This is a genomic window from Flavobacterium ginsengisoli, from assembly GCF_029625315.1.
Taxonomy (GTDB): Bacteria; Bacteroidota; Bacteroidia; order Flavobacteriales; family Flavobacteriaceae; genus Flavobacterium; species Flavobacterium ginsengisoli.
On the sequence record NZ_CP121110.1, the window covers coordinates 3,486,606 to 3,512,318 of the forward strand.

The window sequence follows — 25,713 nt, forward strand, 5'->3', positions numbered from 1 at the left end:
ACATTGAAGAGAAAAAGAATCATTTTAATCCTTTTAATCTGTGGCAAAAAAACTGAATTACAAATTATAATATATTAATACCATGCAGTTATCATTAACCCAAAAAATCATTATCGTTACTGGAGGCGCAAAAGGAATCGGTTTAGGAATCGTTAAGGTTTTAGCCGAAGAAAATGCCATTCCGTTTATCGTTGGACGTAACGAAAATGACAATATCAAAGCCGTAGAAGAATTAAAAGCCATTGGAAAAGAAGCGCACCAAGTTGCCGCCGATTTAACAAAACCAGAAGACTGCAAAAAAGCCGTTGAAGCCGTAATCGAAAAATTCGGTCGCATTGACGGACTTGTAAACAATGCCGGAGTTAATGATGGCGTTGGATTAGAAAACGGAAATTATGAAGATTTCGTCGCTTCTCTTCATAAAAATTTAGTGCATTATTATTTAATGGCACAACACGCTCTTCCGTATCTTAAAGAATCAAAAGGAGCAATTGTAAACATTGGTTCTAAAACTGCCGAAACTGGTCAGGGCGGAACCTCAGCGTACGCTGCTTCAAACGGAGGTAGAAATGCTTTAACCAGAGAATGGGCAGTTGAATTATTAAAATACAGCATCCGTGTAAATGCCGTAATCGTAGCAGAATGTTACACACCGCTTTACGAAACCTGGATCAATACTTTTGAAAATAAAGAAGAAAAACTAGCGGCAATCACCAAAAATATTCCGCTAGAAAACAGAATGACAACAGCAGAAGAAATTGCAAATATGGTAGTTTTCTTATTGTCTGAAAAATCAAGCCATACAACAGGACAGATTATTTATGTTGATGGTGGTTATACCCATTTAGATCGTTCCATTTAATTTTTTTTGCCACAGATTAAAAGGATTAGAATGATTTTTAAATCCAGTTTTGTCAGGCTGAGCGAAGTCGAAGCCCACGTCCAATTGGAACGCCCTTCGACTTCGCTCAGGGTGACAAACTAAAGGGAATCCTTTTAATCTTTATAATCTGTGGCAAAACTAACCTTCGCATTATTTTTAAAATCGGAAGGCGTAATTCCTTTAACCTTTTTGAAGAGTTTATTAAAGTTTGAAGCTGTTTTATAACCGCATTCATACGCAATCTCAGACATACTTTTATCCGTTTCCAATAACAATTTGCAAGCATTCGAGATTCTGATTTCGTGCAGATAATCTACAAAATTCTTTTTCGTTTTTACCCTGAACATTCTACAGAAAGAGGTTCTTGTCATATTTGCGACAGCGGCAATTTCTTCTAACGAAATATTCTTTTTATAATTTTTATTGACATATTGAAAAACCTCCGAAAGACGATCTACTTTCGAATCCTTCTGCATCAACGAATAAATTTCATCATTGATATAAATCGTATCCTGACTTTCAGAAAGAATAGATAAAATCTCAAAAAGTCCGACAATTACTTCGAAGTCTTTTTTAGAAACTAATTTCTCTAGTTTTTTAGCAATTTGCTTATTCGTTTTTCCGATAATTGAAATTCCTTTTCCTGCTTGAAAAAAAGTTCGTTTATTTTCTGAGTTTCTTTTAATTCGTAAAAAGTCGGTCCAAAAATATCTTTATGAAAATATACGACAATCGAATTGGCTTTTAAATCCTCAATTCCCTGATAATATTTTTCATCATTCAGCCAAACATGAGGAATATCAGAACCTAAAAAAACCATATCGCCAGGCGCAAAAGGCATAACCGAATTTCCAATAATTCGCTTGCCATAACTCTCTTTTACATACACCAATTCCAATTCTGGATGCGAATGAAACGGCGCTTGAAAAAAAGGTTCAATACGATTCAACACCGAAACTTTGGTGTTGAGATAAGACGCTATTTTGGTTTGTTCCAATTTCATTCTGCAAAGATAATAAAAGATTATATAAGGATAATATTAGACTAATTTTGAATATCCAAAATGGCTACTTTTATTTTCGGCAAACTGTCTAATTTTTAGTGGGAATAAAGTCTTTAACTTCTTCTAAATTTAGAAAGCTGTCACACAAAAAAAGAAAAAAACAAACAACACAATGTCTGACAATAACACAAAAAAACTGGTTGTAAAACTGCATCCAGATGATAATGTATTGGTTGCCTTAACCGATCTTCAAAAAGGCGAAACCATTCATTTTGAAAACGAAACTTATGTTTTACAAGACCTTATCAAAGCCAAACATAAATTCTACATGCAGGACATGAAGCAGGGAGAAGAAGTAAACATGTACGGTGTTTTGGTTGGAAAAGTGCAAAACGATGTGGCAAAAGGAAGTTTAATGACGACCGAAAACCTAAAACATGCTGCAGATCCTTATGCATACAGAAACGCTTCTTACGAATGGAATGCACCGAATGTTTCAAAATTCGAAAACAGAACTTTCAAAGGTTACAAAAGAAAAGACGGACGCGTTGGAACAGCAAATTACTGGCTTTTCATCCCGACTGTTTTTTGTGAAAACAGAAATTTAGATGTCATCAAAGAAGCCTTACACAAACAATTGGGTTATGCTGTAACAGACAAATACAACCAATTTACACACGAATTACTGGAAGGTTATTTGAACGGAAATGACATTAACGACATTAATATTGAGTTGAATCCGACGCCAAAAAACAAACGTGTTTTTGAAAATGTGGACGGAATAAAATTCTTAAATCACCAAGGCGGTTGCGGTGGAACTCGTCAAGATGCTTCTACTTTGAGCGCTTTATTGGCTTCTTATGCGAATCATCCAAACGTGGGCGGAATCACACTTTTGAGTTTAGGATGCCAGCATTTACAAGTTCAAGATTTTGTAAATGATGTAAAAAGACAAAATCCAGAGTTCGACAAACCATTGTTTATTTTTGAACAGCAACAGACGGAAAGCGAAGAAGTTTTGATTACTAATGCCATCAAAAAAACGTTTGAAGGTTTAATCGAAATCAACAAATACGAAAGAACCGATGCGCCTTTGAGCGATTTATGCATTGGTGTAAAATGTGGCGGAAGCGATGGATTCAGTGGTGTTTCTGCAAATCCTGCGGTTGGTTATACTTCAGATTTAGTCGTAGCTTTAGGCGGAAAAATTCTTTTGGCTGAATTTCCAGAATTATGCGGTGCAGAGCAAAATTTAATTGACAGATGTGTTACCGAAGATAAAGCTAGAAAATTCATTGATTTAATGGAATCTTATGATGAACTTGCTCATAAAGTGGGTTCTGGTTTTCACATGAATCCTTCTCCGGGGAATATAAAAGATGGTTTAATTACTGATGCTATAAAAAGTGCTGGAGCGGCCAAAAAAGGCGGAACTTCTCCTGTTGTTGATGTTTTAGATTATACGGAATTGGTTACAAAACCAGGTTTAAGTTTGGTTTGTACACCAGGAAATGATGTAGAAGCGACAACTGGAAAAGCGGCTTCTGGAGCGACTTTAATTTTATTTACAACTGGATTGGGAACTCCGACAGGAAACCCAGTTTGTCCTGTAATTAAAGTGGCAACAAATTCTGTTCTAGCAACCAGAATGAAAGATATTATCGATATTGACTGCGGACCAATTATCAGTGGTGAAAAATCTATTGAGGAAATGGGCGAGGAAATTTTAGAATACTGCATCAAAGCGGCAAGCGGCGAAATTATTCCGAAAGCGGTTCAATTAAACCAAGACGATTTTATTCCGTGGAAACGCGGCGTATCTTTGTAAAAGACTATTAAAAACAACTCATAAAAATTTATATCAAATGTTTTCATTACAAAATAAAAAAGCAATTATCACTGGCGGTGGAAGCGGAATTGGAAGAGCGATTTCGGTTTTATTTGCTAAACAAGGAGCTGAAGTTCATATTTTAGAATTGACAGAAGAAAGCGCAAAAGAAACGGTTGAAGAAATTAAATCGGCTGGCGGAAATGTTTTTGCTCACGCTTGCGACGTTTCAAACCATGAACAAGTAAATTCAACTTTCCAAAAAATCGGAAATATCAATATTCTAGTAAACAACGCGGGAATTGCTCACGTTGGAAAAGTAGATACAACTTCAGAATCTGATTTTGACCGTATTATGAATGTAAATGTAAAAGGGGTTTACAACTGTCTTCATGCTTCGATTCCGGCACTAAGAAATTCTGGCGGAGGTGTAATTTTAAACTTAGCTTCAATCGCTTGCTGGGTTGGAATTCCTGATCGTTTTGCATATTCTACGGCAAAAGGCGCTGTAATGGCCATGACTTTATCGGTTGCAAAAGATTATTTGAATGATAAAATCAGATGTAATTCTATTTCTCCAGCGAGAGTTCACACGCCTTTCGTAGACGGATTTATCGCTAAAAATTATCCTGGAAAAGAAGAAGAGATTTTCGAAAAATTATCACAATCACAGCCAATTGGCCGTATGGGAAAACCAGACGAAATCGCAACTTTAGCATTATTCTTATGCAGCGACGAATCATCTTTCATTACAGGTTCAGATTACCCAATTGATGGTGGATTTATTAAATTAAACAACTAAAAATTATTTAGCCACAGACTTAAAAGATTAAAAGGATTTAAAAAAATCTGCTCGATCTGCAAAATCTGCGTGCAAAAAAATAAGCCACGAATTTCACGAATTTCCACAAATTTTAATTCGAGAAAATTTGTGCAATTCGTGGCAAAAAAATAAACACATTACTAAAAAAATTAAAATATGAAACTTATAAGATTCGGAGAAGAAGGAAAGGAAAAACCAGGAGTTTTACTAAATGAAAAAAGATACGATGTTTCGTCTATTGTAACAGATTACAACGAAGCTTTTTTTGAAAATGACGGTTTAGCGAAATTAGAAGAAGCTTTAAAAAATAATCCTTCTTTACCAGAAGTTAGCGATTCAGTACGTTTAGGTTCACCAGTTGCACGTCCATCAAAAATTATCTGCATCGGATTAAATTATGTCGATCACTGCGAAGAAACAGGCGCTGCAATTCCAGAAGAACCAATTATTTTCTTCAAATCTACGACTTCTTTATGCGGACCAAATGACAATTTGATTATCCCAAAAAACAGTGAAAAAACAGACTGGGAAGTTGAACTAGCTTTTGTTGTAGGTAAAAAAGCAAGCTATGTTTCTGAAGAAGATGCTCCAAATTATATCGCTGGATATTGCCTTTTGAATGATTACAGCGAAAGAGCATTCCAAATCGAGCGTGGCGGACAATGGGCAAAAGGAAAAGGTTCTGACACCTTCGCTCCTCTTGGACCAATTATGGCAACTCCAGACGAAGTGGGCGATGTAAACAATTTAAAAATGTGGCTTACTGTAAACGGAAAAACTTTCCAAAACAGTAATACATCAAACTTAATTTTTAAAATTCCTTTCTTGGTTCATTATTTAAGCCAATTTATGACCTTGCTTCCTGGCGATGTAATCAGTACAGGAACGCCTCCGGGAGTGGGATTAGGAATTAAACCAGATCCAATTTACATTAAAGCAGGTGACGTAATCGAATTAGGAATTGAAGGTTTAGGTACAAGCAAGCAAACTGCTGTAGCGTATCAACAAAACTAAAATTATGGCAACACAAAAATTCTATCTGGCTTTAGATCTAAAAGACGATGCAAATCTAATTGCAGAATACAAAGAACTGCATGAAAATGTATGGCCAGAAATTAAAAAAAGCATTCAAGATTCTGGAATCGAAGTTCTAGACATTTACTGCACCGGAAACCGTTTGTTCATGATCATCGAAGCTGATGCCGATTTTACTTTCGAAAAGAAAGATCAAGCCGACGCCGCCAACGAAAAAGTCCAAGAATGGGAAACTTTAATGTGGAAATTCCAACAAGCTTTACCTTGGGCAAAGCTTGGGCAAAAATGGATTTTAATGGATAAGATTTTTGGATTGTAACATTAACATTCAATAAATTTTTAAAAGACTGTCAATTGTGGCAGTCTTTTTTTAAAACAATATCCAAGAAAAAGATTACTTTTTTTAATGCTTGCAATTTAAATCCTTTTAATTATTTTAGCCCACAAAAAAACTAATCAATTAACCAAAAAAATGAAAAAACTAATTATTGCATGCTTCTTTATTTCAGGAGCGATGTTTGCTCAGGACATTAATATTGTTCAAGGCAATTTTGACTTTTTAAAAGATCAAAAAGAAATCAATACCGTATTTGATTATAGTAATTTTACTATGATGAAGGAGAAAAAGTCTGAAGCGCAATACGTAAAAGAGCACAAAGCAGATTTAGATGAAAAGGCAAAAGGAAATGGAAATCTTTGGGAAAAAAGATGGATCGTAGCAAAAGATCAAATATGGACCCCAAAATTCTTAGAAATTGCAAACGTTGTTTTGACTAAGGAAAAGAAAGAATTAAACTTTCAAGAAGGATTAAATACTCCTTATACTTTAATTGTACAGGCAGTTTGGATTTATCCAGGTTGGGATGCTGGAATCATGAAACAGCCAGCAAAAGTAACAACCAATTTAAAGTTTGTTGAAACGGCTAACAAATCAAATGTCTTGTTAGAAATTAACAGTGAAGAGGCTCCTGGAGATCAATGGGGAAGCAATTTTAATAATGAAACCCGAATTGGCGAAGGATTTGCAAAAACTGCAAAAACAATGTCTAAACTTATTGTAAAAAAAGCATATAAATAAAAACATATTCCTACATAGTGAATTGTTTTTCAATAAAACAAAGCCCTGATTATTCAGGGCTTTGTTCTTTTTGCATATTTAATAAATACGCCATATTAGCAATTACGTGATCATGTTTCTTGACAAACGAATTTTCTTCGTTCCAAACATAACCTGCTAAAACCGCACATATTTTTTCTTTTACTTCTGGATTTTCAGGTTGGTGGAAAAATAAAGTCTGTAAATTTCCCGTATACCATTCCTGAACATAAGTCGTAAAAACAGCAATTCCACGTTTCATGTATTGCGTGAATTCCACTTCCCAATCAACCGGAATTCCTTGCGATTCCTTTAAATATAATTTTGTCGCCAACATTCCCGATTCGGTTGCAAAAGCAACTCCCGAAGAGAAAACTGGATCTAAGAATTCTGAACTGTTTCCTGTCAAAGCAAAACCATCGCCATACATTCTTTTTACCGCTCTTGAGTAATTTTCTAATTTAACAGGCTCAAATAAAAACTCTGTTCCAGCAAATCTTTTAATATAATAATCCGATTTCTGAATGGCGTTTCTCAAAGCCTCTGCATTGTCTTTATTTTCAGAAAGAGAATTAATAAAATCCGTCGGACCAACAACGCCTAAACTTGTATTTCCGTTAGAAAACGGAATCACCCATAGCCAAACTTCGGTTTCCAGAATATCAAAAGAAATTTGAGTTCCTTCTACACCTTCTTCTCTATTAATATCTTTAACATGCGTAAAAATCGAAGAATGCGGATCTAGTTTTGAAGGCGTATCCAAATCTAAAAGTCTCGGCAAAACGCGTCCGTATCCGCTCGAGTCAATGATAAATTTAGCGTGAATTTCTTTTAGGTTTCCGTCTTTGTCTTTTACGATAGTTTTTGAATTTTTTCCTTCAAAAGAAACTTCCAAAACTTCAGTTTCAAATTCTAAATCAATTCCTTTTCTTATAACTTCTTGAGCCATTGTATTATCAAAATCAGCTCTTGGAACTTGCCAAGTCCAATCCCAGCCTTCGCCAAATTTTACACTAAAATCAAAATTGCAGATTTCTTCTCCTCTGATAAAACGAGCTCCTAATTTCTTTTCAAAGTTCATTGCATCTAGAGCTTCAAACAATTCTGCCTCAGCAAAATGATCCATTACACGCGGAATAAGGCTTTCGCCTACTACAAGTCTTGGAAACTTTGTTTTTTCTACAACTTTAACCTTTACGTTGTTTTTATAAAGATAAGATGCCGAAACACATCCAGATGGTCCTGCACCAATCACTAAAACATCAACAAACTCCTTTGTCATATTAGAATTATTATCATTAATTAACCTACATTTGCCATCATCAAAATAACTACATTTATTTTGATAAATAAAATTAAATTAGCACAACCAAAATTGATTTGATGAATACAATAAATGAATATTTAAGTTTAGCAGAATTTGAAGCCATAATATTCGGAAAAAGCAAAGTTGCTATTAGCGATGTGGTTTTAAATCGAGTAAACGAAAGTTTTAATTTCTTAAAAGAATTCTCAGGAAATAAAGTAATATATGGTGTAAATACAGGGTTTGGTCCAATGGCTCAATATAGAATTAAAGAGTCAGATCAAATTCAATTGCAATATAATTTAATTAGAAGTCACTCTTCTGGAACAGGAAAACCTTTAAATGCAGAGTGCGCAAAAGCGACAATTTTAGCTCGATTAAATACACTTTCTTTAGGAAATTCAGGAGTTCATTCTTCTGTTATTCATTTAATGGCAGAATTAATCAACAGAGATATTACGCCTTTAATTTTTGAACACGGTGGTGTTGGTGCCAGCGGTGACTTAGTACAATTATCACACTTAGCTTTAGTCTTAATTGGCGAAGGTGAAGTTTTTTATAAAGGAGATAGATGCGCAACTGCAGAAGTTTTCGAAATCGAAGGTTTAAAACCGATTCAGGTAGAAATTAGAGAAGGTTTGGCATTAATCAATGGAACTTCTGTAATGACAGGAATTGGAGTTGTAAATGTTCATTATGCAAAAAAATTATTAGACTGGTCGTTAAAAGCTTCTTGTGCAATAAACGAATTGGTTCAAGCTTACGATGATCATTTCTCAGAAGAATTAAACCAAACCAAACGTCATAAAGGACAGCAAGAAGTTGCTGAAAGAATGAGACAAAATCTTTCTGACAGTACTTTGATCCGTAAAAGAGAAGATCATTTATATTCTGGCGAAAACACCGAAGAAATCTTCAAAGAAAAAGTTCAGGAATATTATTCATTAAGATGTGTTCCTCAAATTCTAGGACCAGTTTTAGAAACTATAAATAACGTTGCTTCTATTTTAGAAGACGAATTTAACTCAGCAAACGACAACCCTATTATAGACGTAAAAAACAAACACGTTTACCATGGTGGAAATTTCCACGGAGATTATATTTCGCTAGAAATGGATAAACTGAAAATCGTTATTACAAAATTAACGATGCTGGCAGAACGTCAATTGAATTATTTATTGAATTCAAAAATCAACGAAATTCTTCCTCCATTCGTAAACTTAGGAACGTTAGGGTTTAATTTCGGAATGCAGGGCGTTCAGTTCGTTGCGACTTCAACAACTGCCGAAAACCAAATGTTATCTAATCCAATGTATGTGCACAGTATTCCAAATAACAATGACAATCAAGACATTGTAAGTATGGGAACCAATGCTGCGGTTATTACATCAAAAGTAATTGAAAACTCATTTGAAGTTTTAGCAATCGAATTAATCACAATTGTTCAGGCAATTGATTATTTGAAACAAAAAGATCTAATTTCGTCTACGACTAAAAAATGGTACGACGATATCAGAAATATAATTCCAGAATTTAAAGAAGATCAGGTAATGTATCCTTTTGTTCAAAAAGTAAAAGATTATTTGATAAACAGTTAAAAATCTTTATTTTACAGTATTAATATTGAATCTTAAAATCATGAAAAAGTCACTTGTTTTTTTATTGCTAAGCTGCATTCAATTTGTTAATAGTCAAGAATTAGCATTAGTTAAGAAAAATTCTAAAATTGGATATCTGTCTAAAGACGGATCTTTTAAAATCGAACCTCAATATAAATCTGCTAAAAGTTTTTCTGAAGGATTGGCTGCTGTAGAAAATGGCGGAAAATGGGGATTTATAGACACAAAAGGAACTTGGGTAATCCCTGCTGATTTTAAAGACGCTAAAGATTTTAACAGCGGAATTGCAGTTGTACAAAAAGACAAAGACTGGGTTTACATTAATACAAAGGGAGAAATTCAAAAAGGACCAACTACTGACAAAGTATTTGATTTTAATGACGGCGTTGCTTTCTTCAGACAAAACAATAAAGTGGGATTAATCAACAACAAAATGAATGTTGTTTTAGAACCAAAATACGATCAGATCAAACCCTTTGAAAATGGTTACGCTAGAGTGGAACTGAACAAAAACTGGGGAATTATTGATACTAACGGAAAAGAATTGGTTGAACCAGTTTATGCCGAAGTTGGAAATTATTTTAAAGGAACAACTTGGGCAAGAAAAGACAAAACTTTCGGTCTTGTAAGCGGCGGAAAATTTATTCCTGTTGACGGAGCTGAAAAAATCTGGGATTTTGAAACTCAAGATTTGACTTTCGCTAAAAAGAACGGAAAAATCGGTTACATCGATTTAAAAGGAAATTGGGCAATTCTTCCTATTTATGATAAAGGAAAAGCGTTCTCAAAAAATCTAGCTCCAGTTTTGGTTGGAAAAAAATGGGGATTCATTAATCCAGAAGGAAAATTTGTGATTGAACCAACTTACAACGATGCAGAAGTTTTTAGCACAAACGGTCTGGCTCCTGTAAAAGAAAGCAATTGGGGATTTATCAATGAATCTGGAAAACTGGTAATTCCAACTCAATACGGAATTACTACGAATGCTATTATTGCGATGTTTACGCAACAAGATAAAGGATTTATTGGTGGCGTTGCCCGAGTAAAAAACGAAGGAAAATGGGGGTTTCTTAAACCTGACGGAACAGTTTTAGCCAACCAATGGTTTGAAAATGCTGAACTGTTTTCTAAAGGTGCAGAAAAACCTCAGCCTGCAGCTGCTCCTGTAGAGAAACCAAAAGAAGAAACTAAACCGGCAACAAAAAAGCCAACAGCAAAACCAGCACCGAAAAAAAAGAAATAATATTTATCTCCAAATAAATTAGAAATTTGCATCAATGAAATCGCTTTTATAAAAGTGGTTTCATTGATGACGAATAAAAATAAACCCTACATAAATGAAGTGTGTATTAGTAACAGGCGGTTCGAGAGGAATTGGAAGTGCGATTTGTAAAAAACTAGCCGTAGAATCCGATTATCATATTCTGATTAATTATCATTCGAATAAAACAGCTGCCGAAGAAACATTACAAGAAGTGCAAAAATTAGGTGCAACAGGAGAAATCTTAGGTTTTGATGTTTCTAATTTTGAAAACGTACAAAATGTTTTAACTGCTTGGCAGGAAGCAAATCCTGAAAAATTGGTTGAAGCAATTGTAAACAATGCTGGAATCACAAAAGATGGTCTTTTTATGTGGATGACTCCAGAAGACTGGAACGGTGTTATGAATACGAGTGTAAACGGTTTCTTTAATGTTACACAGTTTTTTATTCAAAAAATGTTACGCAATAAATACGGCCGAATCGTAAATATGGTTTCTGTTTCTGGAGTAAAAGGAACTGCAGGACAAACCAATTATTCGGCTGCAAAAGGTGCAATTGTGGCAGCAACCAAAGCTCTAGCACAGGAAGTTGCCAAAAGAAACATTACTGTAAATGCTGTCGCTCCAGGTTTCATTAGAACCGATATGACAAGTCAACTGGACGAAAAAGAATTACTAAAACTTATTCCGGTTAACCGTTTTGGAGAAGCCGAAGAAGTAGCAGATTTGGTAAGCTTTTTGATTTCTAAAAAAGCAAGCTATATTACAGGAGAAATTATCAACATAAATGGCGGAATATATTCTTAAAGAATACTATGTTTGCGAGATTATTTTAAGATTTTTATACATAGAAAATTGCTCGCAAAGACACCGAGTCGCAAAGTTTAAGCAAAAAGACTTTAAAAAAACTTAGTGCCTTAGTGCCTTTGCGGCAAGATTAAAAAATTACACTTTAAGGATAAAAAATTACTTTTGAAAGACGATGAATAGACGAGTTGTAATTACTGGAATGGGAATTTATTCTTGTATCGGAACTTCTTTGGACGAAGTAAAAGATTCGTTATACGAAGGAAAATCTGGTATTCAGTTTGATTCTGAAAGAAAAGAATTTGGTTTCCAGTCGGCCTTAACAGGAATGGTTCCGAAAGCCGATCTTAAAAACTTATTGACGCGAAGACAACGTATGAGCATCGGTGAAGAAACCGAGTATGCTTATATGGCAACTATAGAAGCACTTAAAAACGCTAACATCGATGATGCCTTTTTTGACGAACACGAAGTAGGCATTATGTACGGAAACGACTCTGTTTCTAAAGCAATCATTGATGCAACAGATATTGTACGCGAGAAAAAAGACACTGCACTTATCGGTTCTGGTGCTATTTTCAAATCGATGAATTCTACTGTTACGATGAATCTTTCTACGATTTTTAAACTTCGCGGAATCAATCTTACAGTTAGTGCGGCTTGCGCCAGCGGATCTCACTCAATTGGTTTGGCTTATTTTTTAATTAAAAGCGGTTTCCAAGATATTGTAATTACTGGCGGTGCTCAGGAAATCAATAAATATGCGATGAGCAGTTTTGACGGATTAGGTGTTTTTTCTAACCGAGAAGGCGATCCGACAAAAGCTTCAAGACCTTTTGATATGGGTCGCGACGGATTAATTCCGAGTGGTGGTGGCGCAACTTTAATTTTGGAAAGTTACGAATCTGCAATTGCTCGCGGTGCCAATATCATTGCAGAAATTGGCGGTTACGGTTTTTCTTCAAACGGCGGGCATATCTCAACACCAAACGTTGAAGGCCCCGCAACAGCAATGAAACGTGCGCTTGACGATGCAAAATTACAAGCTTCAGATATTGAATATATAAATGCTCATGCAACCTCAACACCTGTTGGAGATGCTAATGAAGCAAAAGCTATTTTTGAGGTTTTTGGAGAAAAAAATCCTCCTGTAAGTTCTACAAAATCCATGACAGGCCACGAATGCTGGATGGCGGGAGCAAGCGAAATCATTTATTCTATCCTCATGATGCAACACGATTTTATCGCGCCAAACATCAATTTGGAAAACCCAGATGAAGATGCGTCAAAATTAAATTTAGTTAAAACTACGTTAAACAAAAAATTTGACATATTTTTGTCCAATTCTTTCGGTTTCGGAGGAACCAACTCTGCGTTGGTGGTTAAAAAGTTTAAATTGAACAATGAATAAAGAAGAGATTATAGCAAAAATTAATGGTTTTTTAGTTGATGAATTTGAAGTTGATAATGACGACATTGAACCAAATGCTAATTTAAAAGATACACTTGGGTTAGACAGTCTGGATTATGTTGACTTAGTCGTTTCAATAGAGGCAAACTTTGGTGTAAAACTAGTTGAAGCAGATTTTGTTGGAATTTCTGATTTTCAAAGTTTTTATGACTTAATCGAAACTAAAATCAAAGCCAAATCAGCTTAAATGAGTCAATGGGATGGTAAATCCAAAGGAACTGTTTTAGGTTATAAAATATTCGTTTTTTTAATTCAAAAAGCGGGTGTCAAAGCTGCCTATGTCTTACTTTATTTTGTTGCTTCCTATTATTTTTTATTTCTAAGAAAAAGCAACAAAGCCATTTTCTATTATTTTAAAGAAAGACTTCAATACTCCTATTTCAAATCCAAAAAAATGGTTTTCAAAAGCTATTATACTTTTGGACAAACAATTATTGATAAGGTTTCCATTTCTGCAGGAATGCGAAACAAATTTACCTATGAATTTGATGGAATAGAAACACTAAAAAAATTACTTGCCGAGAAAAAAGGCGGTGTTTTAATTAGCGCTCATGTTGGTAATTTTGAAATTGCAGAACATTTTCTGGGAGACATTGACCTTAATTTCCAGATAAATTTAGTGACGACAGATTTAGAACATTCTGCCATTAAAAATTATCTAGAAAGCGTTTCTCAAAAACCAACCGTAAAATTTATCATCATCAAAGAAGATCTCTCTCATATTTTTGAGATCAATGCCGCTTTGGCCAATAACGAATTAATCTGTTTTACGGGAGATCGTTATTTTGAAGGAACAAAATCGCTTTCTGAAACACTTTTGGGCAAAGAAGCCAATTTTCCTGCAGGTCCATTTTTAATTGCTTCGCGATTAAAAGTTCCAGTAGTTTTTGTTTACGTAATGAAAGAACCAAATCTTCATTATCATTTGTACGCAAGAGAAGCCGAAGTAAAACATCGTGATGAAAAAGCGCTTTTGAAAGAATATGTAAAAAGCGTAGAAAGCATTTTGAATCGTTACCCTTTACAATGGTTCAATTATTTTGATTTTTGGAACCAGTTAGAAAACAAAAATTCATTGCCAAAATAACACCGAATAAACTCTTTTAACTTCATTTTTTTTGAATAAATCAAAAATTTAGGAATTCTAGGCCATTCGCAGGAATAAGAAAATTCGTTTAAATAAATTTACTTATTTTTGCTGACCACCAAAGCCAAAAAACCTAAATGAAAAATGTTCTCGTAATTTATTATACCCAATCTGGACAGTTGGAATCTATTGCAAAAAATATTGCAAAACCATTCCTAAATTCAGACGAAATAAACCTTACATTTCACGAAATACAATTAGAAAAACCGTTTCCATTTCCTTGGAACAAAGAATCGTTTTTTGATGCCTTTCCAGAATCATTTTTACAGATTCCAACCGCATTAAAACCTGTTCCTGAGGAAATTTTAAATACAAAATTTGACTTGGTATTATTTCATTATCAAGTTTGGTATTTATCACCTTCTATTCCGATCAATTCATTTTTGAAAAGTGATGATGCCAAGAAAATTTTGAACAATACACCTGTTATTACCATTAGCGGTTCCAGAAACATGTGGATTATGGCACAGGAAAAAATCAAAGTTTTGTTGCGAAAAGCAAATGGCAAATTGGTTGGAAATGTAGCTTTGGTAGATCGTGTTGGAAATCTAATCAGCGTTATAACTATTGTAGAATGGATGTTCTCTGGCGTTAAGAAAAAATATTTAGGGATTTTTCCGCTTCCTGGAGTTTCAGAAAAAGACATACAAGAATCGAGTCAGTTTGGAGAAATCATGCTTGATTCTTTACAGCAAAATAATTTAGCCCAATTACAGCCAAAATTGGTCGATGCTGGGGCTGTAAAAATAAGTTCATATCTGGTAACGGTTGACAAAACGGCCAATAAAATTTTTAATAAATGGTCAAATATCATTTATAAAAATCAAAAAAACCGAAAACAGCTACTTAAAGTATTTAATGTTTATTTATTCCTTGCGATATGGTTAATCTCACCAATAGTGTATATATTGCACCTTATTACCTATCCGCTTAAGTTAAAATCTATAAAAAAGGAAACTCAATATTATCAGGGAGTTTAGAAGACGAAATTTAAATTATGTTTGAAGTATATATTACAAAAGTCGCAAAATATTTGCCAAACGAAGCCGTTTCAAATGACGAAATGGAAGCCTATTTAGGCCTTATCAATGATACTGCTTCTAAAGCAAGACGCATTATTTTGCGCAATAATAAAATTACAAGCCGATATTACGCTGTTGACAAAGAAGGAAAAAGTACTCACAGCAATGCCGAATTAACCAAAAATGCCATTTTACCATTATTCGACGAAAATTTTACGCCTCAAGATTTAGAAGTACTTTCATGCGGGACCTCAACTCCCGACATTTTTCTGCCTTCGCACGCTGCGATGGTTCATGGTCTGTTAAAAAACAAATCGGTAGAATTAAACTCTTCAACAGGAGTTTGCTGTGCCGGAATGAACTCTCTTAAATTTGGTTTTCTTTCTATAAAATCTGGAAATTCAAAAAACGCAATCTGTACAGGATCAGAAAAAGTTTCTACTTGGCTGAATGCTCAAAAATACAATCACGAGGCCGACAATTTAAAAAGCCTTGAAGAACAGCCAATTATTGCATTCAAAAAAGATTTCTTACGTTGGATGTTATCTGACGGTGCTGGAGCTTTTCTTTTGGAAAATAAACCAAGAGGACCAATTTCACTTAAAATAGAATGGATGGAAGCTTTTTCGTATGCATACGAATTAGAAACTTGTATGTATGCTGGAGGAGATAAATTGGAAAATGGAGAAATTAAAGGCTGGAGCGATTATTCTCCAGAACAATGGTTGAATGAATCTGTTTTCTCAATCAAACAAGACGTTAAATTATTAGACGAATTTATCCTGTCAAAAGGTGCTGAAAGCATGAAAGACGCCATGGATAAAAACAATATTAAATCGGAAGATATTACGTATTTCATTCCTCACGTTTCTTCAAACTTTTTTGTTGAAGGATTGAAAAAAGGATTAAACGAAAAAGGTATCGGAATGAGCGATGACAAATGGTTCATGAATCTTTCTCGAGTTGGAAATGTAGGCTCTGCTTCTATTTACTTGGCTCTTGAAGAATTAATGAATTCAGGAAATTTGAAAAAAGGAGATAAAATTTTATTATCTGTTCCAGAAAGCGGAAGATTCTCTTTCGCGTACGCCTATTTAACTGTTTGTTAATGGAAACAATGCTTTTAGAAAAAGAAATGGTAGAAAATTTACTGCCACAAAAGTTCCCTTTTGTGATGGTAGACGCTATGCATTCTTATTCTGAAACTTCTTTGGTTTCGGGTTTAGAAATTCAGCGCGAAAATATTTTTGTGTCAAACGATATTTTTCTTGAAGCTGGATTAATAGAACATATGGCACAATCTGTGGCATTGCATACAGGATACCAATATTTTTTGAAAAACGAAATTGCTCCAACGGGCTATATTGGTTCTATCAAAGAAATTGAAATTAAGAAACTTCCAAAGCTTAGCGATACTATTCAATCTGAAGTTACGATTCTGCAGGAATTTGCAGGAATCACTTTGGTTGACATTGTTACGACGTTAAATAATGAAGAAATTGCCCGAGGACAAATGAAAACCGTTTTGGCAAAATAAAAACAATCATGAAAGCAACTTCTGCAGTTGACATACAAAATTACTTACCACACCGAGCACCAATGCTTATGGTGGATTTGATTTTGGATATAGATGCCAACTTTGTAGAAACTATCTTTTTGATAAAAGAAGACAATATTTTTGTTCAGAATACTATTTTTATCGAAGCAGGATTAATCGAAAACACAGCACAGACTTGTTCTGCAATTGTCGGAAAAAAATATTTTTTTGACGACAACGGAATTGAAAATGAAAACGTAAATGTAATTGGATTTATCAGCGCTTTAAAAAGTGTAAAAATTCATACATTGCCAAAAGTTGGCGATACGATCATAACTAAAGCCGATTTGGTTTCAAAATTTGTCGGAGACGATTATACTTTATGCACAATGAGCTGTAAAAGCTTACTTGAAGATCAGATACTCTTAGAATGCGAAATTAACTTGTTTATTCAAAAGACGGTTTCAGCGATGTAATTTTTTAGATGATGAAAAAAGAAATCTCTTTATTATTCTTTTTTTATGCGCGTTTGTCTATTGTCAAGAAAACGATGATTTCACAAAACGTTTAAAAGCATTAAGTACCCAAAGCGTTACTTATTATAATATTGATGGTGTTGATTTTTCAAGTCAAACTTATAGTTATGATTTTTCTGAAAAGTCTCTTAAAAAGATTTATAGAAAATTCTCCATAAAAGATAGCGATTTAAAAATTAAAGACGAGTCGCTTTCAAACAACAACATTCATGTTGTTAAAACACAAAAAATTACTGAGAACTTAACTCAAACAAATTCTTATTATTTTGTAGAAGATAATAGTAAAACTATTACTATAATTTGGTTTGGATACTATAATCAGATTGATAAAGGTTTTGAAAAACAATATATAAACCGAATTTTAAAAAATGAAATTCCTAAAGAAGTCTTTGAACCACTAATTATTGACTCCATTGATTTTGCAGGAAGAAAAATAAAGTTGGGTCGTAATTGTTCATGGACAAATATAAATACTGTTCAATGTCCTTACAATGGAGAAATTAATTGGTCTGTTCATAAAGATATAGAAAGTGCCAAAAATGCGATTGATAATCAATTTATTGCCACAAAAAATAGAGGTGGTATCAAAGTAAATTCTGAAGAACAAGTAGCTGTAATATTTGAAGGAATTCAAACTACTGCGAAAAAAGTTATTTTTGATTTTACTGGTATGAAATCATTAATGGCCGGAATGTCTGGCGGAAAAACTTTGACAGTTTATTATGTCGCAGAAAAAGTTAGAAATAATTATGTAGGATGTGTTATGAGCTTTTGGAATAATGATAATTTAACAAAAGATGGATTGGCTCCATTATTAGAAGAAGTGATGCACCTAAAAATATAATACAACTAGTCATGGAAAAAGATCAAGTACCTCAGGATCAAAGCAACTTAACTAAGAATAATGTAAAAGAGCTTTTGTACGCAACTGATGAAAACGGCAATTATACCACAACATTAAGTACAGGCTGGGAACCTAAAACAATAGCACTTTCAAATTCTATTGATGAAATAAACGAACGAATTGCCGATGCCAAACAACAGGTTTTAAATGGCGAAGCAAGTCCTATTGTGTATTTTATGGAAGCCAATAAAATGGATCTTAATATATTATCCAGTTATGTTGGATTTTGGAAATGGCGCGTAAAAAGACATTTTAAGCCAAGCGTTTTCACCAAATTAAACGATAAAATCCTGAAAAAATATGCTGATACTTTTGGAGTATCAATCGAAGAATTAAAAAACAGCATTACCAAATAAATGGAATTAACTTTCACACATCATCAGTCTGCTCATTGCGAGAATGGAGTAGCGTCGAATCTGCTAAAAAATAGCGGACTAAACATTAGCGAACCGATGGTTTTTGGTATTGGCTCTGGATTGTTTTTTGTATATCTGCCTTTTATAAAAGTGAATCATGCACCAGCAATCAGTTATAGAACTTTGCCTGGACAGATTTTCAATAAAGTGGCCAACCGATTAAATTTAAAAATAAAAAGACAAAAATTTTCTTCTATAGCAAATGCCAATAAAGCATTAGACGAAAATTTAAAAAACAATATTCCAACAGGATTACAAGTTGGCGTTTACAATTTAAGTTATTTCCCAGACGAATATCGTTTTCATTTCAACGCGCACAATTTAGTCGTTTACGGAAAAACTGAAACCGAGTATTTAGTGAGCGATCCAGTAATGGAAACCGTTACGACCTTAACTTATGAAGACATGAATAAAGTACGTTTTGCCAAAGGAGCTTTTGCACCTCGCGGACAAATGTACTATCCTATTCAGATTCCAAAAGATGTTGATTTAAAAAGCGCCATCATAAAAGGAATCAAAAATACGTGTCGAGATATGCTCGCGCCAATGCCAATTGTTGGTGTTCGCGGCATCAAAATGGTTTCTCGCCAGATTCGTAAATGGCCTAAAAAGCATGGAGTCAGAAAAGCCAATCATTACTTGGCGCAAATGGTTCGTATGCAGGAAGAAATTGGAACTGGAGGCGGTGGTTTCCGTTTTATTTATGCGGCATTTTTACAAGAAGCTTCGGTTATTTTGGGTAATGAAGAACTGAAGGCACTTTCTAAAGAAATGACTCAAATCGGAGATTCATGGCGTGATTTTGCTGTTGAAGCTTCGCGTATTTACAAAAACAGAAGTGCCAAAGAAGACGCCTACAACACTATTGCCGATGAACTTTTGGACATTGCCAATAGAGAAGAAATCTTTTTCAAAAAACTAAAAAAAGCGATCAGCTAAAACACTATTTTGCAATCTATCATTCAAATAGAATCCCTTTCGAAAAAGTACAAAAATGCAGAAATGTATTCTTTGAACAATGTTTCGCTAAATATAAATGAAGGTCAGATTTTTGGCTTGCTTGGACCAAACGGTGCCGGAAAAACAACCTTAATTTCCATGCTCTGCGGATTGGTAAAACCAACTTCGGGACATTTTACAATTGATGGTTTAGACTATCAGCATCAGGCTTCAAAAATTAAAAAAATCATAGGCGTTGTTCCTCAAGAATATGCTTTGTATCCAACATTGACTGCCAGAGAAAATCTGCTTTATTTTGGAAGCATGTACGGTTTAAAAGGTTCTGACTTAAAAGATAAAGTAATCGAAACGCTAGATCTTTTAGGTTTATTGAAATTTGCCGACAAGCAAGTTCAGACTTTTTCTGGTGGAATGAAACGCCGTGTCAATCTGATTGCTGGAATTCTTCATAATCCGAAAGTTTTGTTTTTGGATGAACCAACAGTTGGTGTCGATGTGCATTCTAAAACTGCCATTATCGATTATTTGAAAGTGTTGAACCAAAACGGAACAACCATTATTTATACTTCGCATCATTTGGCTGAAGCCGAAGATTTCTGTTCTCAAATTGCGATTTTAGATCAAGGACAGATTTACGCACAAGCAACTCCGTCAGCATTAATTGAATCTACAAAAGATGCTCGAAATCTCGAAGATGTTTTTATTTCATTAACCGGTAAAGCGTTGAGAGATGATATATAAAATTTGGATGTCGGTAGTAAAAGAATTCCTTTTGCTAAAAAGAGACTTAGGCGGATTGATTATTTTATTTATCATGCCTTTGGTTTTGGTAATTGCCGTAACCTTAATTCAGGACAGTACTTTTAAAGCCGTAACCGATTCTAAACTTCAGATTCTTTTGGTCGATAAAGACCACGGTTCTGTTTCTAAAACCGTTTTTGAAAATTTAGAAAAAAGCAAATACTTTACCGTTGTAACCCAACTTGACAATAAACCGATTACCGAAGAAATTGCCAAAGAAAATGTCTACAAAGGAAAATTTCAATTGGCGATTGTAATTCCAGAAAACTTAAGTTCCGACTTACAGGAAAAAGTAAATCAGAATGTAGAGAAAATCGTGAGCAATTTAGGTTTGACCGATAGTACAACGGCTGCCGAACCTCAGCGAGTTATTAAAGAAAAAGAAGTAAAACTGTATTTTGATCCAGCTGTTCAGATGAGTTTCAAAAATGCTGTCATGAGTTCAATCGACAAAATGATTTCGCAGATTGAAACCAAATCGATTTACAGCACTTTCCAAAAACAATTAGGAGAAGAAACCATCGATTTTGAACAAAAGAACTTTATTACTTTCAAAGAAATAATTCCGAGAATCAACAACAAAGAAGTTCGTCCAAATTCCGTTCAGCATAATGTTCCGGCGTGGACGCTTTTTGCAATCTTTTTTATTGTCATTCCGTTATCTATCAATATTGTAAAAGAAAAATCACAGGGAACTTTTGTTCGATTAAGAACCAATCCTGTTTCTAATCTGGTTGTTGTTATCGGAAAAACCATTACCTACTCGATCATTTGCATGATTCAGTTTTATATGATGGTTGCCGTTGCAGTATTCCTATTTCCATCAATCGAATTGCCTTCTTTAAATATCGAAGGTCATTTTGCATTGACAAGTGTTGTAGCATTATTTTCAGGTTTTGCGAGCAATCGGCTTCGGAATCTTATTAGGAACTGTAGCCAGCACACAAGAACAATCTGCTCCTTTTGGTGCTACAAGTGTGATCATTTTAGCGAGCAATTGGTGGTGTTTGGGTTCCTGTTTTTGCTATGCCAAAAATCATGCAATATATCGCAAAATCATCTCCAATGAACTGGGGATTAGAGGCTTTTTACGATGTATTACTTAGAAACGTTTCTTTCGTCGAAATCATACCAAGAATAAGTTTATTATTTTTGTTTTTCATTATTACCACTTCCATCGCATTATTTTATGATAAAAAGAAAAGAGCAGTTTAAAGAAGCTACAGATCTAACCGTTTCACACGAAATCAGGATTCGTTTTAACGAAACAGATCCGCTTGGAATTGTTTGGCACGGCAATTATATCACGTATTTCGAAGATGGACGAGAAGCGTTTGGACGCCAGCACGGACTTACATATTTGGATATTGCCAAAACGGGTTATACAACGCCAATTGTAAAATCAACTTGCGAACATAAATTGTCTTTGCGTTATGGTGATGTGGTAACAATTGAAACCACTGTTGTTGACACTCCAGCAGACCAAAATGATTTACCGATTTAAAATTATTGACGACAAAGGAGAAGTGGCCTGTACAGGCGAAACCACTCAGGTTTTTTTAGATGCAGCAGGAAATTTAATGCTGACAAATCCGCCTTTTTATGAGGAATGGAAACGAAAAGTTGGGTTGTTGAAATAGAACACGGATTGCACTAATTTTCACGAATTAAAAATAAAATAATCTGAATCTATTTCTTGCAAGGTTTCCAAAACCTTGTAGGCATCCATAATATCGAATAAAGATGACACAACAAATCTTATTTGTACTAGTAGTATTAATAGGTGCGTTTTATTCTAGAAAACATGGTAATAAAGCGAAGTCCGATATTGAGAAGTTTGAAAAAATAAAGCTGACATGGAATATGAAAAGAAGTTTGATTATTTAAATCGAAATGTTTTCTTTGATCTTGAAAACAAAAATTCAGGATTCGATTCCGAATCTATAAAGTATTTTTGGAAGAAGATTTTAAAATAGTATTAGACAGAGTTGAGAATTTAAATCTTGGAATTAGTGGTATCGAACCCTGGTTTGATGAAGAATTTTATGATGTAATTGTTGTAGAAGATTATGGTAATAATCCATTTGATTCTAATTGGTATAAAAACGCATTCGAAAATTTAAAAAAAGAAAAGAAAAATCTTCTCTATGCGGCTAGTTATGTTGTACCACTTGACTTATTATAGAGAATTGTCATCAACTAACAGCTTAAAATCTGCATAGAATTAAATAAAAAGCTTAAAATAAAACATACCTAATAAGGTTTTAAAAACCTTGCAGGAGAAATCGAAATTTAAAATGTTAAGAGAAATATACATCACAGAAACAAATTGCATCACACCTTTAGGTTTTGATGTTGAATCTAATATCAGCGCCATTCTTAGCGGTGAATCTGGAATTCAGCTTCATAACGATGTTTCTTTGATGCCGAATCCTTTTTATGCTTCGATTATTTCTGATGAAAAAATAAACAGTGCTTTTTCAAAAATTAGTACTGAGACAAAATATTCCCGTTTAGAGAAAATGATGATTTTAGCTTTAGAGCCGATTATCAAAAATTCAAATGTAGAATTAAATTCAAAAACGGCTTTTATACTTTCTACCACAAAAGGAAATGTAACCGCTTTGGCAAATGATTCTGAAGAAAGTTTCAACAGCGCACATTTAGATGTTTTGGCTAAAAACGTTGCCAATTTCTTCGGATTCCAAACACAACCCATTGTAGTTTCGAATGCTTGCGTTTCTGGAATTTTAGCCGTTTCTGTTGCCAAAAGAATGATTCAATCTGAACTTTACGACAACATTTTTGTAGTGGCTGGCGACGAAGTTTCAGAATTTGTTTTGTCTGGTTTTAATGCTTTCCAAGCGATGAGCGAGCAGCCTTGCAAGCCGTATTCTAAAAACAGAACTGGAGTAAGTTTAGGCGAAGCAACAGCTGCAGTTTTAATTTCGGCGGAAGCTAAAAACGCTAAAATAAAAGTAATTGGCGACAGTTCGATAAACGATGCCAATCATATTTCTGGACCTTCAAGAACAGGTGAAGGTTTGTTTAGAAGTATTCAGAATGCTTTGAAAGAAGCGCAAATTGAAGCGAACAAATTAGATTATATCTCAGCTCACGGAACTGCAACGCCTTACAACGACGAAATGGAAGCGATTGCTCTAACTCGTTTAGATTTACAAAATGTTCCTGTTAATAGTTTAAAAGGATTTTACGGTCATACACTTGGCGCTTCGGGACTATTGGAAACGGTAATTGCAATAGAATCTGCTAATCAAAATAAACTTTTTGAATCGAAAGGTTTTGATGAAATTGGGGTTAGTGAAGTTGTTAATGTTATTGAGAAAAATGAAGAAAAGAAAATTGATTATTTCCTGAAAACAGCTTCTGGATTTGGAGGTTGTAATACGGCTGTTGTTTTTGAAAAAGTGAGATAGTTATAATTTAATAATTTCTAAAATGAATGTACTGATTGATCAAATAAAAGATCTTATAAAGAACAATAAATTTGAACATTTTTACCTTTTTGAAAATGTATTAAGAACTTATTCAGAAAATTTTGAAATTAATGCAAAATGGATAAAAGGAAATGAACATTCATGGATTATTGGTTTTTGTAGTAATAACAATTACAATATTTATGGACTGAATTATAGTCAAGAAATATTAGAAGAAGCAATAAAAGATTTAGATTTTAAATTGCTTCCTAATAAATTATGTTTTTCTGGAAACAAGGAAATTATTACTTCAATTTTTAATGCTAATCCGAATGTTCAATATACGGTTTACAAAGACCGATACTTTTATGAAACTGATTTAAAAAATTTCAAACCTTTTGAACTTGAAAATATTTTAATTCGGTATGCAGAAAATAAGGATTTAGAAATACTTACGGAATTTAATTGTAATTTTTTTGAAGAAGAATATAAAGGAGATAACAATCAAGATTTTAATGAAATGAAATTTCAAATGCAGTTTTTAATTGCGAGCAAAAAATTTATTGTTGGAGAAAAAGATGGGAGAATTATTGGTTTTTGTTCAAGAATGGACACAAACTTCAAAAATGAAATGATTGGAACTGTTTATATTGATACGCCATTTAGAAATCAAAAAGCTGGGAAATTTTTATTGAGTAAGATGACATCTGAAATTTTACAAAAAAACCAAAAATGCTGGCTAATGACAGATGTAGAAAATATATATTCAAATAAATTAGTGGAAGAACTTGGATACAGAAAAATATTTGAATACACATCTGGAGAAATAACAAACCACAAATAATCTTGATTGGAACAATTAAATCCATATCTGAAAATGATTTCAAACAAAACCTACATACAATCCTACATCACTATCCAAAACAACGAAATTGTTTTGAACGGAACTTCTGTATTCAAAATTGAACCGACAGATTTTGCTGATTTCTCGAAACAAGCCTATCGCAATTTTGAAATGCAATATCCAAAGTTTTTCAAAATGGATGCTTTGAGCAAACTGGCTTTTTTAGGATCAGAATTGCTTTTGGGTCCGATAACCTCAACAGAGCAGGAAAATAATATCGCTTTGGTTTTGGCCAATAAATCGTCAAGTTTGGATACCGATGTAAAATATCAGGAATCTATTTCAGACAAAGAAAACTATTATCCGAGTCCGGCGGTCTTTGTTTATACGTCGCCAAATATTTGTTTGGGCGAAATAAGTATCCGTCATCAGCTGAAAAGTGAAAATTCTTTCTTTATATTTGACACCTTTAACACCGAATTTATGTCGAATTATTCGAATATTCTTCTGAATACGAATAAAGCAGATGTGGTTTTGTGCGGTTGGGTAGAATATTTTAACGACAATTATAAAGCTTTTTTATGTACAATTAGTACAGAAGAAAATGCAAAATATACAAACGAGACTATCAATACATTATACAATAAATAATCATGGAAGCATTAAAAGAAGAATTAAAAAATAAAATCATAACAACTTTAAACCTTGAAGATATTGCAGTAGAAGATATTGCTGATAACGATCCTTTGTTTGGAGATGGTTTAGGTTTAGACTCGATTGATGCACTTGAATTGATCGTGATTTTAGATAAAGATTACGGAATTAAATTAGTAGATCCGAAAGAAGGAAAATCTATTTTCCAATCTATCGAAACTATGGCAGCGTATATCAGCGCTAACAGAACTAAATAGATTTCAGATTTTAGACTTTAGATTTTAGATTCCATCCTGAATCTAAAATTTTAAATGTTTAAAAA

The 25,713-nt window shown here is 33.8% G+C and carries 28 protein-coding genes and 2 pseudogenes; 27 read left to right on the forward strand and 3 right to left on the reverse strand.

What is annotated here, in order from left to right:
* The first annotated feature begins 82 nt into the window (after positions 1-82).
* A complete protein-coding gene (locus P5P87_RS16210; protein ID WP_278019936.1) occupies positions 83-862 on the forward strand; it encodes an SDR family oxidoreductase in 780 nt (259 codons plus the stop codon).
* Between the two features lie 134 nt (positions 863-996).
* Here the strand turns inward: P5P87_RS16210 and P5P87_RS16215 are convergent, their stop codons facing one another.
* Positions 997-1,359: a helix-turn-helix domain-containing protein gene (locus P5P87_RS16215; protein ID WP_278019937.1), complete on the reverse strand. Its 363-nt coding sequence runs from the start codon at positions 1,357-1,359 to the stop codon at positions 997-999.
* A gap of 113 nt (positions 1,360-1,472) precedes the next feature.
* Positions 1,473-1,886, reverse strand: coding sequence for a cupin domain-containing protein (locus P5P87_RS16220; protein WP_278019938.1), 414 nt, complete (start codon positions 1,884-1,886; stop codon positions 1,473-1,475).
* A gap of 172 nt (positions 1,887-2,058) precedes the next feature.
* Between P5P87_RS16220 and P5P87_RS16225 the strand changes: the two genes are divergently transcribed.
* The 5 genes from P5P87_RS16225 to P5P87_RS16245 all read left to right on the forward strand — a co-directional run bounded on the left by P5P87_RS16225 (position 2,059) and on the right by P5P87_RS16245 (position 6,650).
* Positions 2,059-3,714 carry a UxaA family hydrolase gene (locus tag P5P87_RS16225; RefSeq protein WP_278019939.1) on the forward strand — a complete coding sequence of 552 codons (1,656 nt, stop codon included), beginning with the start codon at positions 2,059-2,061 and terminating at the stop codon, positions 3,712-3,714.
* Positions 3,715-3,751: 37 nt separating this feature from the next.
* Positions 3,752-4,516 carry an SDR family NAD(P)-dependent oxidoreductase gene (locus P5P87_RS16230; RefSeq protein ID WP_278019940.1) on the forward strand — a complete coding sequence of 255 codons (765 nt, stop codon included), beginning with the start codon at positions 3,752-3,754 and terminating at the stop codon, positions 4,514-4,516.
* Positions 4,517-4,693: 177 nt separating this feature from the next.
* Complete coding sequence (locus tag P5P87_RS16235; protein ID WP_263523806.1) at positions 4,694-5,551, forward strand: fumarylacetoacetate hydrolase family protein; 858 nt, start codon at positions 4,694-4,696, stop codon at positions 5,549-5,551.
* 4 nt (positions 5,552-5,555) lie between these two features.
* On the forward strand, positions 5,556-5,891 hold the full coding sequence (locus tag P5P87_RS16240) for an L-rhamnose mutarotase (RefSeq protein ID WP_278019941.1): 336 nt from the start codon (positions 5,556-5,558) through the stop codon (positions 5,889-5,891).
* A gap of 153 nt (positions 5,892-6,044) precedes the next feature.
* Positions 6,045-6,650: a hypothetical protein gene (locus tag P5P87_RS16245; protein WP_278019942.1), complete on the forward strand. Its 606-nt coding sequence runs from the start codon at positions 6,045-6,047 to the stop codon at positions 6,648-6,650.
* A gap of 49 nt (positions 6,651-6,699) precedes the next feature.
* On the opposite strand, the gene P5P87_RS16250 is transcribed toward P5P87_RS16245, so the two are convergent.
* Entirely contained in the window at positions 6,700-7,950 is a 1,251-nt protein-coding gene (locus P5P87_RS16250; RefSeq protein ID WP_278019943.1) for an NAD(P)/FAD-dependent oxidoreductase, read from the reverse strand.
* 101 nt (positions 7,951-8,051) lie between these two features.
* Here P5P87_RS16250 and flxA point away from each other — a divergent pair, with 101 nt between their 5' ends.
* The 21 genes and pseudogenes from flxA to P5P87_RS16355 all read left to right on the forward strand — a co-directional run bounded on the left by flxA (position 8,052) and on the right by P5P87_RS16355 (position 25,648).
* Complete coding sequence (gene flxA / locus P5P87_RS16255) at positions 8,052-9,572, forward strand: flexirubin biosynthesis tyrosine ammonia-lyase FlxA (protein WP_278019944.1); 1,521 nt, start codon at positions 8,052-8,054, stop codon at positions 9,570-9,572.
* A 40-nt stretch (positions 9,573-9,612) separates the two neighbouring features.
* Positions 9,613-10,836, forward strand: a complete 1,224-nt coding sequence (locus tag P5P87_RS16260) for a WG repeat-containing protein (protein WP_278019945.1) — start codon at positions 9,613-9,615, stop codon at positions 10,834-10,836.
* A gap of 94 nt (positions 10,837-10,930) precedes the next feature.
* Positions 10,931-11,662: a flexirubin biosynthesis SDR family reductase FlxB gene (gene flxB, locus P5P87_RS16265; RefSeq protein WP_111378968.1), complete on the forward strand. Its 732-nt coding sequence runs from the start codon at positions 10,931-10,933 to the stop codon at positions 11,660-11,662.
* A gap of 175 nt (positions 11,663-11,837) precedes the next feature.
* Entirely contained in the window at positions 11,838-13,073 is a 1,236-nt protein-coding gene (locus tag P5P87_RS16270) for a beta-ketoacyl-[acyl-carrier-protein] synthase family protein (protein ID WP_278019946.1), read from the forward strand.
* Positions 13,066-13,320: an acyl carrier protein gene (locus tag P5P87_RS16275; protein ID WP_008465907.1), complete on the forward strand. Its 255-nt coding sequence runs from the start codon at positions 13,066-13,068 to the stop codon at positions 13,318-13,320. Before P5P87_RS16270 ends, P5P87_RS16275 begins: the two co-directional genes overlap by 8 nt.
* Positions 13,321-14,220 (forward strand): LpxL/LpxP family acyltransferase, encoded by a 900-nt coding sequence (locus tag P5P87_RS16280; RefSeq protein WP_278019947.1) that lies wholly within the window; start codon positions 13,321-13,323, stop codon positions 14,218-14,220.
* Between the two features lie 137 nt (positions 14,221-14,357).
* The gene (locus tag P5P87_RS16285) at positions 14,358-15,260 is read left to right on the forward strand and encodes an NADPH-dependent FMN reductase family protein (RefSeq protein WP_198854996.1); all 903 of its coding nucleotides are present in this window, start codon (positions 14,358-14,360) and stop codon (positions 15,258-15,260) included.
* A 17-nt stretch (positions 15,261-15,277) separates the two neighbouring features.
* Complete coding sequence (gene darB, locus P5P87_RS16290; RefSeq protein ID WP_278019948.1) at positions 15,278-16,411, forward strand: dialkylresorcinol biosynthesis protein DarB; 1,134 nt, start codon at positions 15,278-15,280, stop codon at positions 16,409-16,411.
* Complete coding sequence (locus P5P87_RS16295) at positions 16,411-16,839, forward strand: hotdog family protein (protein ID WP_278019949.1); 429 nt, start codon at positions 16,411-16,413, stop codon at positions 16,837-16,839. The genes darB and P5P87_RS16295 overlap by 1 nt, the downstream gene beginning before the upstream one ends.
* A gap of 8 nt (positions 16,840-16,847) precedes the next feature.
* On the forward strand, positions 16,848-17,315 hold the full coding sequence (locus tag P5P87_RS16300) for a hotdog family protein (protein WP_278019950.1): 468 nt from the start codon (positions 16,848-16,850) through the stop codon (positions 17,313-17,315).
* A gap of 499 nt (positions 17,316-17,814) precedes the next feature.
* Positions 17,815-18,219 carry a hypothetical protein gene (locus P5P87_RS16305; RefSeq protein ID WP_278019951.1) on the forward strand — a complete coding sequence of 135 codons (405 nt, stop codon included), beginning with the start codon at positions 17,815-17,817 and terminating at the stop codon, positions 18,217-18,219.
* An 11-nt stretch (positions 18,220-18,230) separates the two neighbouring features.
* Entirely contained in the window at positions 18,231-18,635 is a 405-nt protein-coding gene (gene DarG, locus P5P87_RS16310) for a flexirubin biosynthesis protein DarG (RefSeq protein WP_278019952.1), read from the forward strand.
* Positions 18,636-19,634: a BtrH-related acyltransferase DarH gene (darH, locus tag P5P87_RS16315; protein WP_278019953.1), complete on the forward strand. Its 999-nt coding sequence runs from the start codon at positions 18,636-18,638 to the stop codon at positions 19,632-19,634.
* 63 nt (positions 19,635-19,697) lie between these two features.
* A complete protein-coding gene (locus tag P5P87_RS16320; protein ID WP_278022805.1) occupies positions 19,698-20,396 on the forward strand; it encodes an ABC transporter ATP-binding protein in 699 nt (232 codons plus the stop codon).
* Positions 20,386-21,671 (forward strand): annotated as a pseudogene (locus P5P87_RS16325) (ABC transporter permease). Before P5P87_RS16320 ends, P5P87_RS16325 begins: the two are co-directional and overlap by 11 nt.
* Positions 21,646-22,096: pseudogene (locus P5P87_RS16330) on the forward strand (acyl-CoA thioesterase). Before P5P87_RS16325 ends, P5P87_RS16330 begins: the two co-directional pseudogenes overlap by 26 nt.
* Before the next feature lie 314 nt (positions 22,097-22,410).
* Positions 22,411-22,641: a hypothetical protein gene (locus tag P5P87_RS16335; protein ID WP_278019954.1), complete on the forward strand. Its 231-nt coding sequence runs from the start codon at positions 22,411-22,413 to the stop codon at positions 22,639-22,641.
* A 112-nt stretch (positions 22,642-22,753) separates the two neighbouring features.
* Positions 22,754-23,893 carry a beta-ketoacyl-[acyl-carrier-protein] synthase family protein gene (locus P5P87_RS16340; RefSeq protein WP_278019955.1) on the forward strand — a complete coding sequence of 380 codons (1,140 nt, stop codon included), beginning with the start codon at positions 22,754-22,756 and terminating at the stop codon, positions 23,891-23,893.
* Positions 23,894-23,915: 22 nt separating this feature from the next.
* A complete protein-coding gene (locus tag P5P87_RS16345) occupies positions 23,916-24,737 on the forward strand; it encodes a GNAT family N-acetyltransferase (RefSeq protein WP_278019956.1) in 822 nt (273 codons plus the stop codon).
* A 33-nt stretch (positions 24,738-24,770) separates the two neighbouring features.
* Positions 24,771-25,388 (forward strand): 3-oxoacyl-ACP synthase, encoded by a 618-nt coding sequence (locus P5P87_RS16350; protein WP_278019957.1) that lies wholly within the window; start codon positions 24,771-24,773, stop codon positions 25,386-25,388.
* A gap of 2 nt (positions 25,389-25,390) precedes the next feature.
* Positions 25,391-25,648, forward strand: a complete 258-nt coding sequence (locus tag P5P87_RS16355; RefSeq protein WP_111378796.1) for a phosphopantetheine-binding protein — start codon at positions 25,391-25,393, stop codon at positions 25,646-25,648.
* The last annotated feature ends 65 nt before the right edge of the window (positions 25,649-25,713 follow it).

Excerpts from the sequence above, each read along its gene's own strand:
- P5P87_RS16295 (WP_278019949.1), top strand. The coding sequence starts at position 16,411 with ATGGAAACAATGCTTTTAGAAAAAGAAATGGTAGAAAATTTACTGCCA.
- P5P87_RS16340 (WP_278019955.1), top strand. The coding sequence starts at position 22,754 with ATGTTAAGAGAAATATACATCACAGAAACAAATTGCATCACACCTTTA.
- P5P87_RS16245 (WP_278019942.1), top strand. The coding sequence starts at position 6,045 with ATGAAAAAACTAATTATTGCATGCTTCTTTATTTCAGGAGCGATGTTT.
- flxA (WP_278019944.1), top strand. The coding sequence starts at position 8,052 with ATGAATACAATAAATGAATATTTAAGTTTAGCAGAATTTGAAGCCATA.
- P5P87_RS16275 (WP_008465907.1), top strand. The coding sequence starts at position 13,066 with ATGAATAAAGAAGAGATTATAGCAAAAATTAATGGTTTTTTAGTTGAT.
- P5P87_RS16230 (WP_278019940.1), top strand. The coding sequence starts at position 3,752 with ATGTTTTCATTACAAAATAAAAAAGCAATTATCACTGGCGGTGGAAGC.
- darB (WP_278019948.1), top strand. The coding sequence starts at position 15,278 with ATGTTTGAAGTATATATTACAAAAGTCGCAAAATATTTGCCAAACGAA.
- darH (WP_278019953.1), top strand. The coding sequence starts at position 18,636 with ATGGAATTAACTTTCACACATCATCAGTCTGCTCATTGCGAGAATGGA.
- P5P87_RS16225 (WP_278019939.1), top strand. The coding sequence starts at position 2,059 with ATGTCTGACAATAACACAAAAAAACTGGTTGTAAAACTGCATCCAGAT.
- P5P87_RS16240 (WP_278019941.1), top strand. The coding sequence starts at position 5,556 with ATGGCAACACAAAAATTCTATCTGGCTTTAGATCTAAAAGACGATGCA.
- flxB (WP_111378968.1), top strand. The coding sequence starts at position 10,931 with ATGAAGTGTGTATTAGTAACAGGCGGTTCGAGAGGAATTGGAAGTGCG.
- P5P87_RS16350 (WP_278019957.1), top strand. The coding sequence starts at position 24,771 with ATGATTTCAAACAAAACCTACATACAATCCTACATCACTATCCAAAAC.
- P5P87_RS16320 (WP_278022805.1), top strand. The coding sequence starts at position 19,698 with ATGTATTCTTTGAACAATGTTTCGCTAAATATAAATGAAGGTCAGATT.
- P5P87_RS16285 (WP_198854996.1), top strand. The coding sequence starts at position 14,358 with ATGAAAAATGTTCTCGTAATTTATTATACCCAATCTGGACAGTTGGAA.
- P5P87_RS16270 (WP_278019946.1), top strand. The coding sequence starts at position 11,838 with ATGAATAGACGAGTTGTAATTACTGGAATGGGAATTTATTCTTGTATC.
- DarG (WP_278019952.1), top strand. The coding sequence starts at position 18,231 with ATGGAAAAAGATCAAGTACCTCAGGATCAAAGCAACTTAACTAAGAAT.
- P5P87_RS16355 (WP_111378796.1), top strand. The coding sequence starts at position 25,391 with ATGGAAGCATTAAAAGAAGAATTAAAAAATAAAATCATAACAACTTTA.
- P5P87_RS16250 (WP_278019943.1), bottom strand. The coding sequence starts at position 7,950 with ATGACAAAGGAGTTTGTTGATGTTTTAGTGATTGGTGCAGGACCATCT.
- P5P87_RS16215 (WP_278019937.1), bottom strand. The coding sequence starts at position 1,359 with ATGCAGAAGGATTCGAAAGTAGATCGTCTTTCGGAGGTTTTTCAATAT.
- P5P87_RS16235 (WP_263523806.1), top strand. The coding sequence starts at position 4,694 with ATGAAACTTATAAGATTCGGAGAAGAAGGAAAGGAAAAACCAGGAGTT.
- P5P87_RS16210 (WP_278019936.1), top strand. The coding sequence starts at position 83 with ATGCAGTTATCATTAACCCAAAAAATCATTATCGTTACTGGAGGCGCA.
- P5P87_RS16300 (WP_278019950.1), top strand. The coding sequence starts at position 16,848 with ATGAAAGCAACTTCTGCAGTTGACATACAAAATTACTTACCACACCGA.
- P5P87_RS16345 (WP_278019956.1), top strand. The coding sequence starts at position 23,916 with ATGAATGTACTGATTGATCAAATAAAAGATCTTATAAAGAACAATAAA.
- P5P87_RS16220 (WP_278019938.1), bottom strand. The coding sequence starts at position 1,886 with ATGAAATTGGAACAAACCAAAATAGCGTCTTATCTCAACACCAAAGTT.
- P5P87_RS16280 (WP_278019947.1), top strand. The coding sequence starts at position 13,321 with ATGAGTCAATGGGATGGTAAATCCAAAGGAACTGTTTTAGGTTATAAA.
- P5P87_RS16260 (WP_278019945.1), top strand. The coding sequence starts at position 9,613 with ATGAAAAAGTCACTTGTTTTTTTATTGCTAAGCTGCATTCAATTTGTT.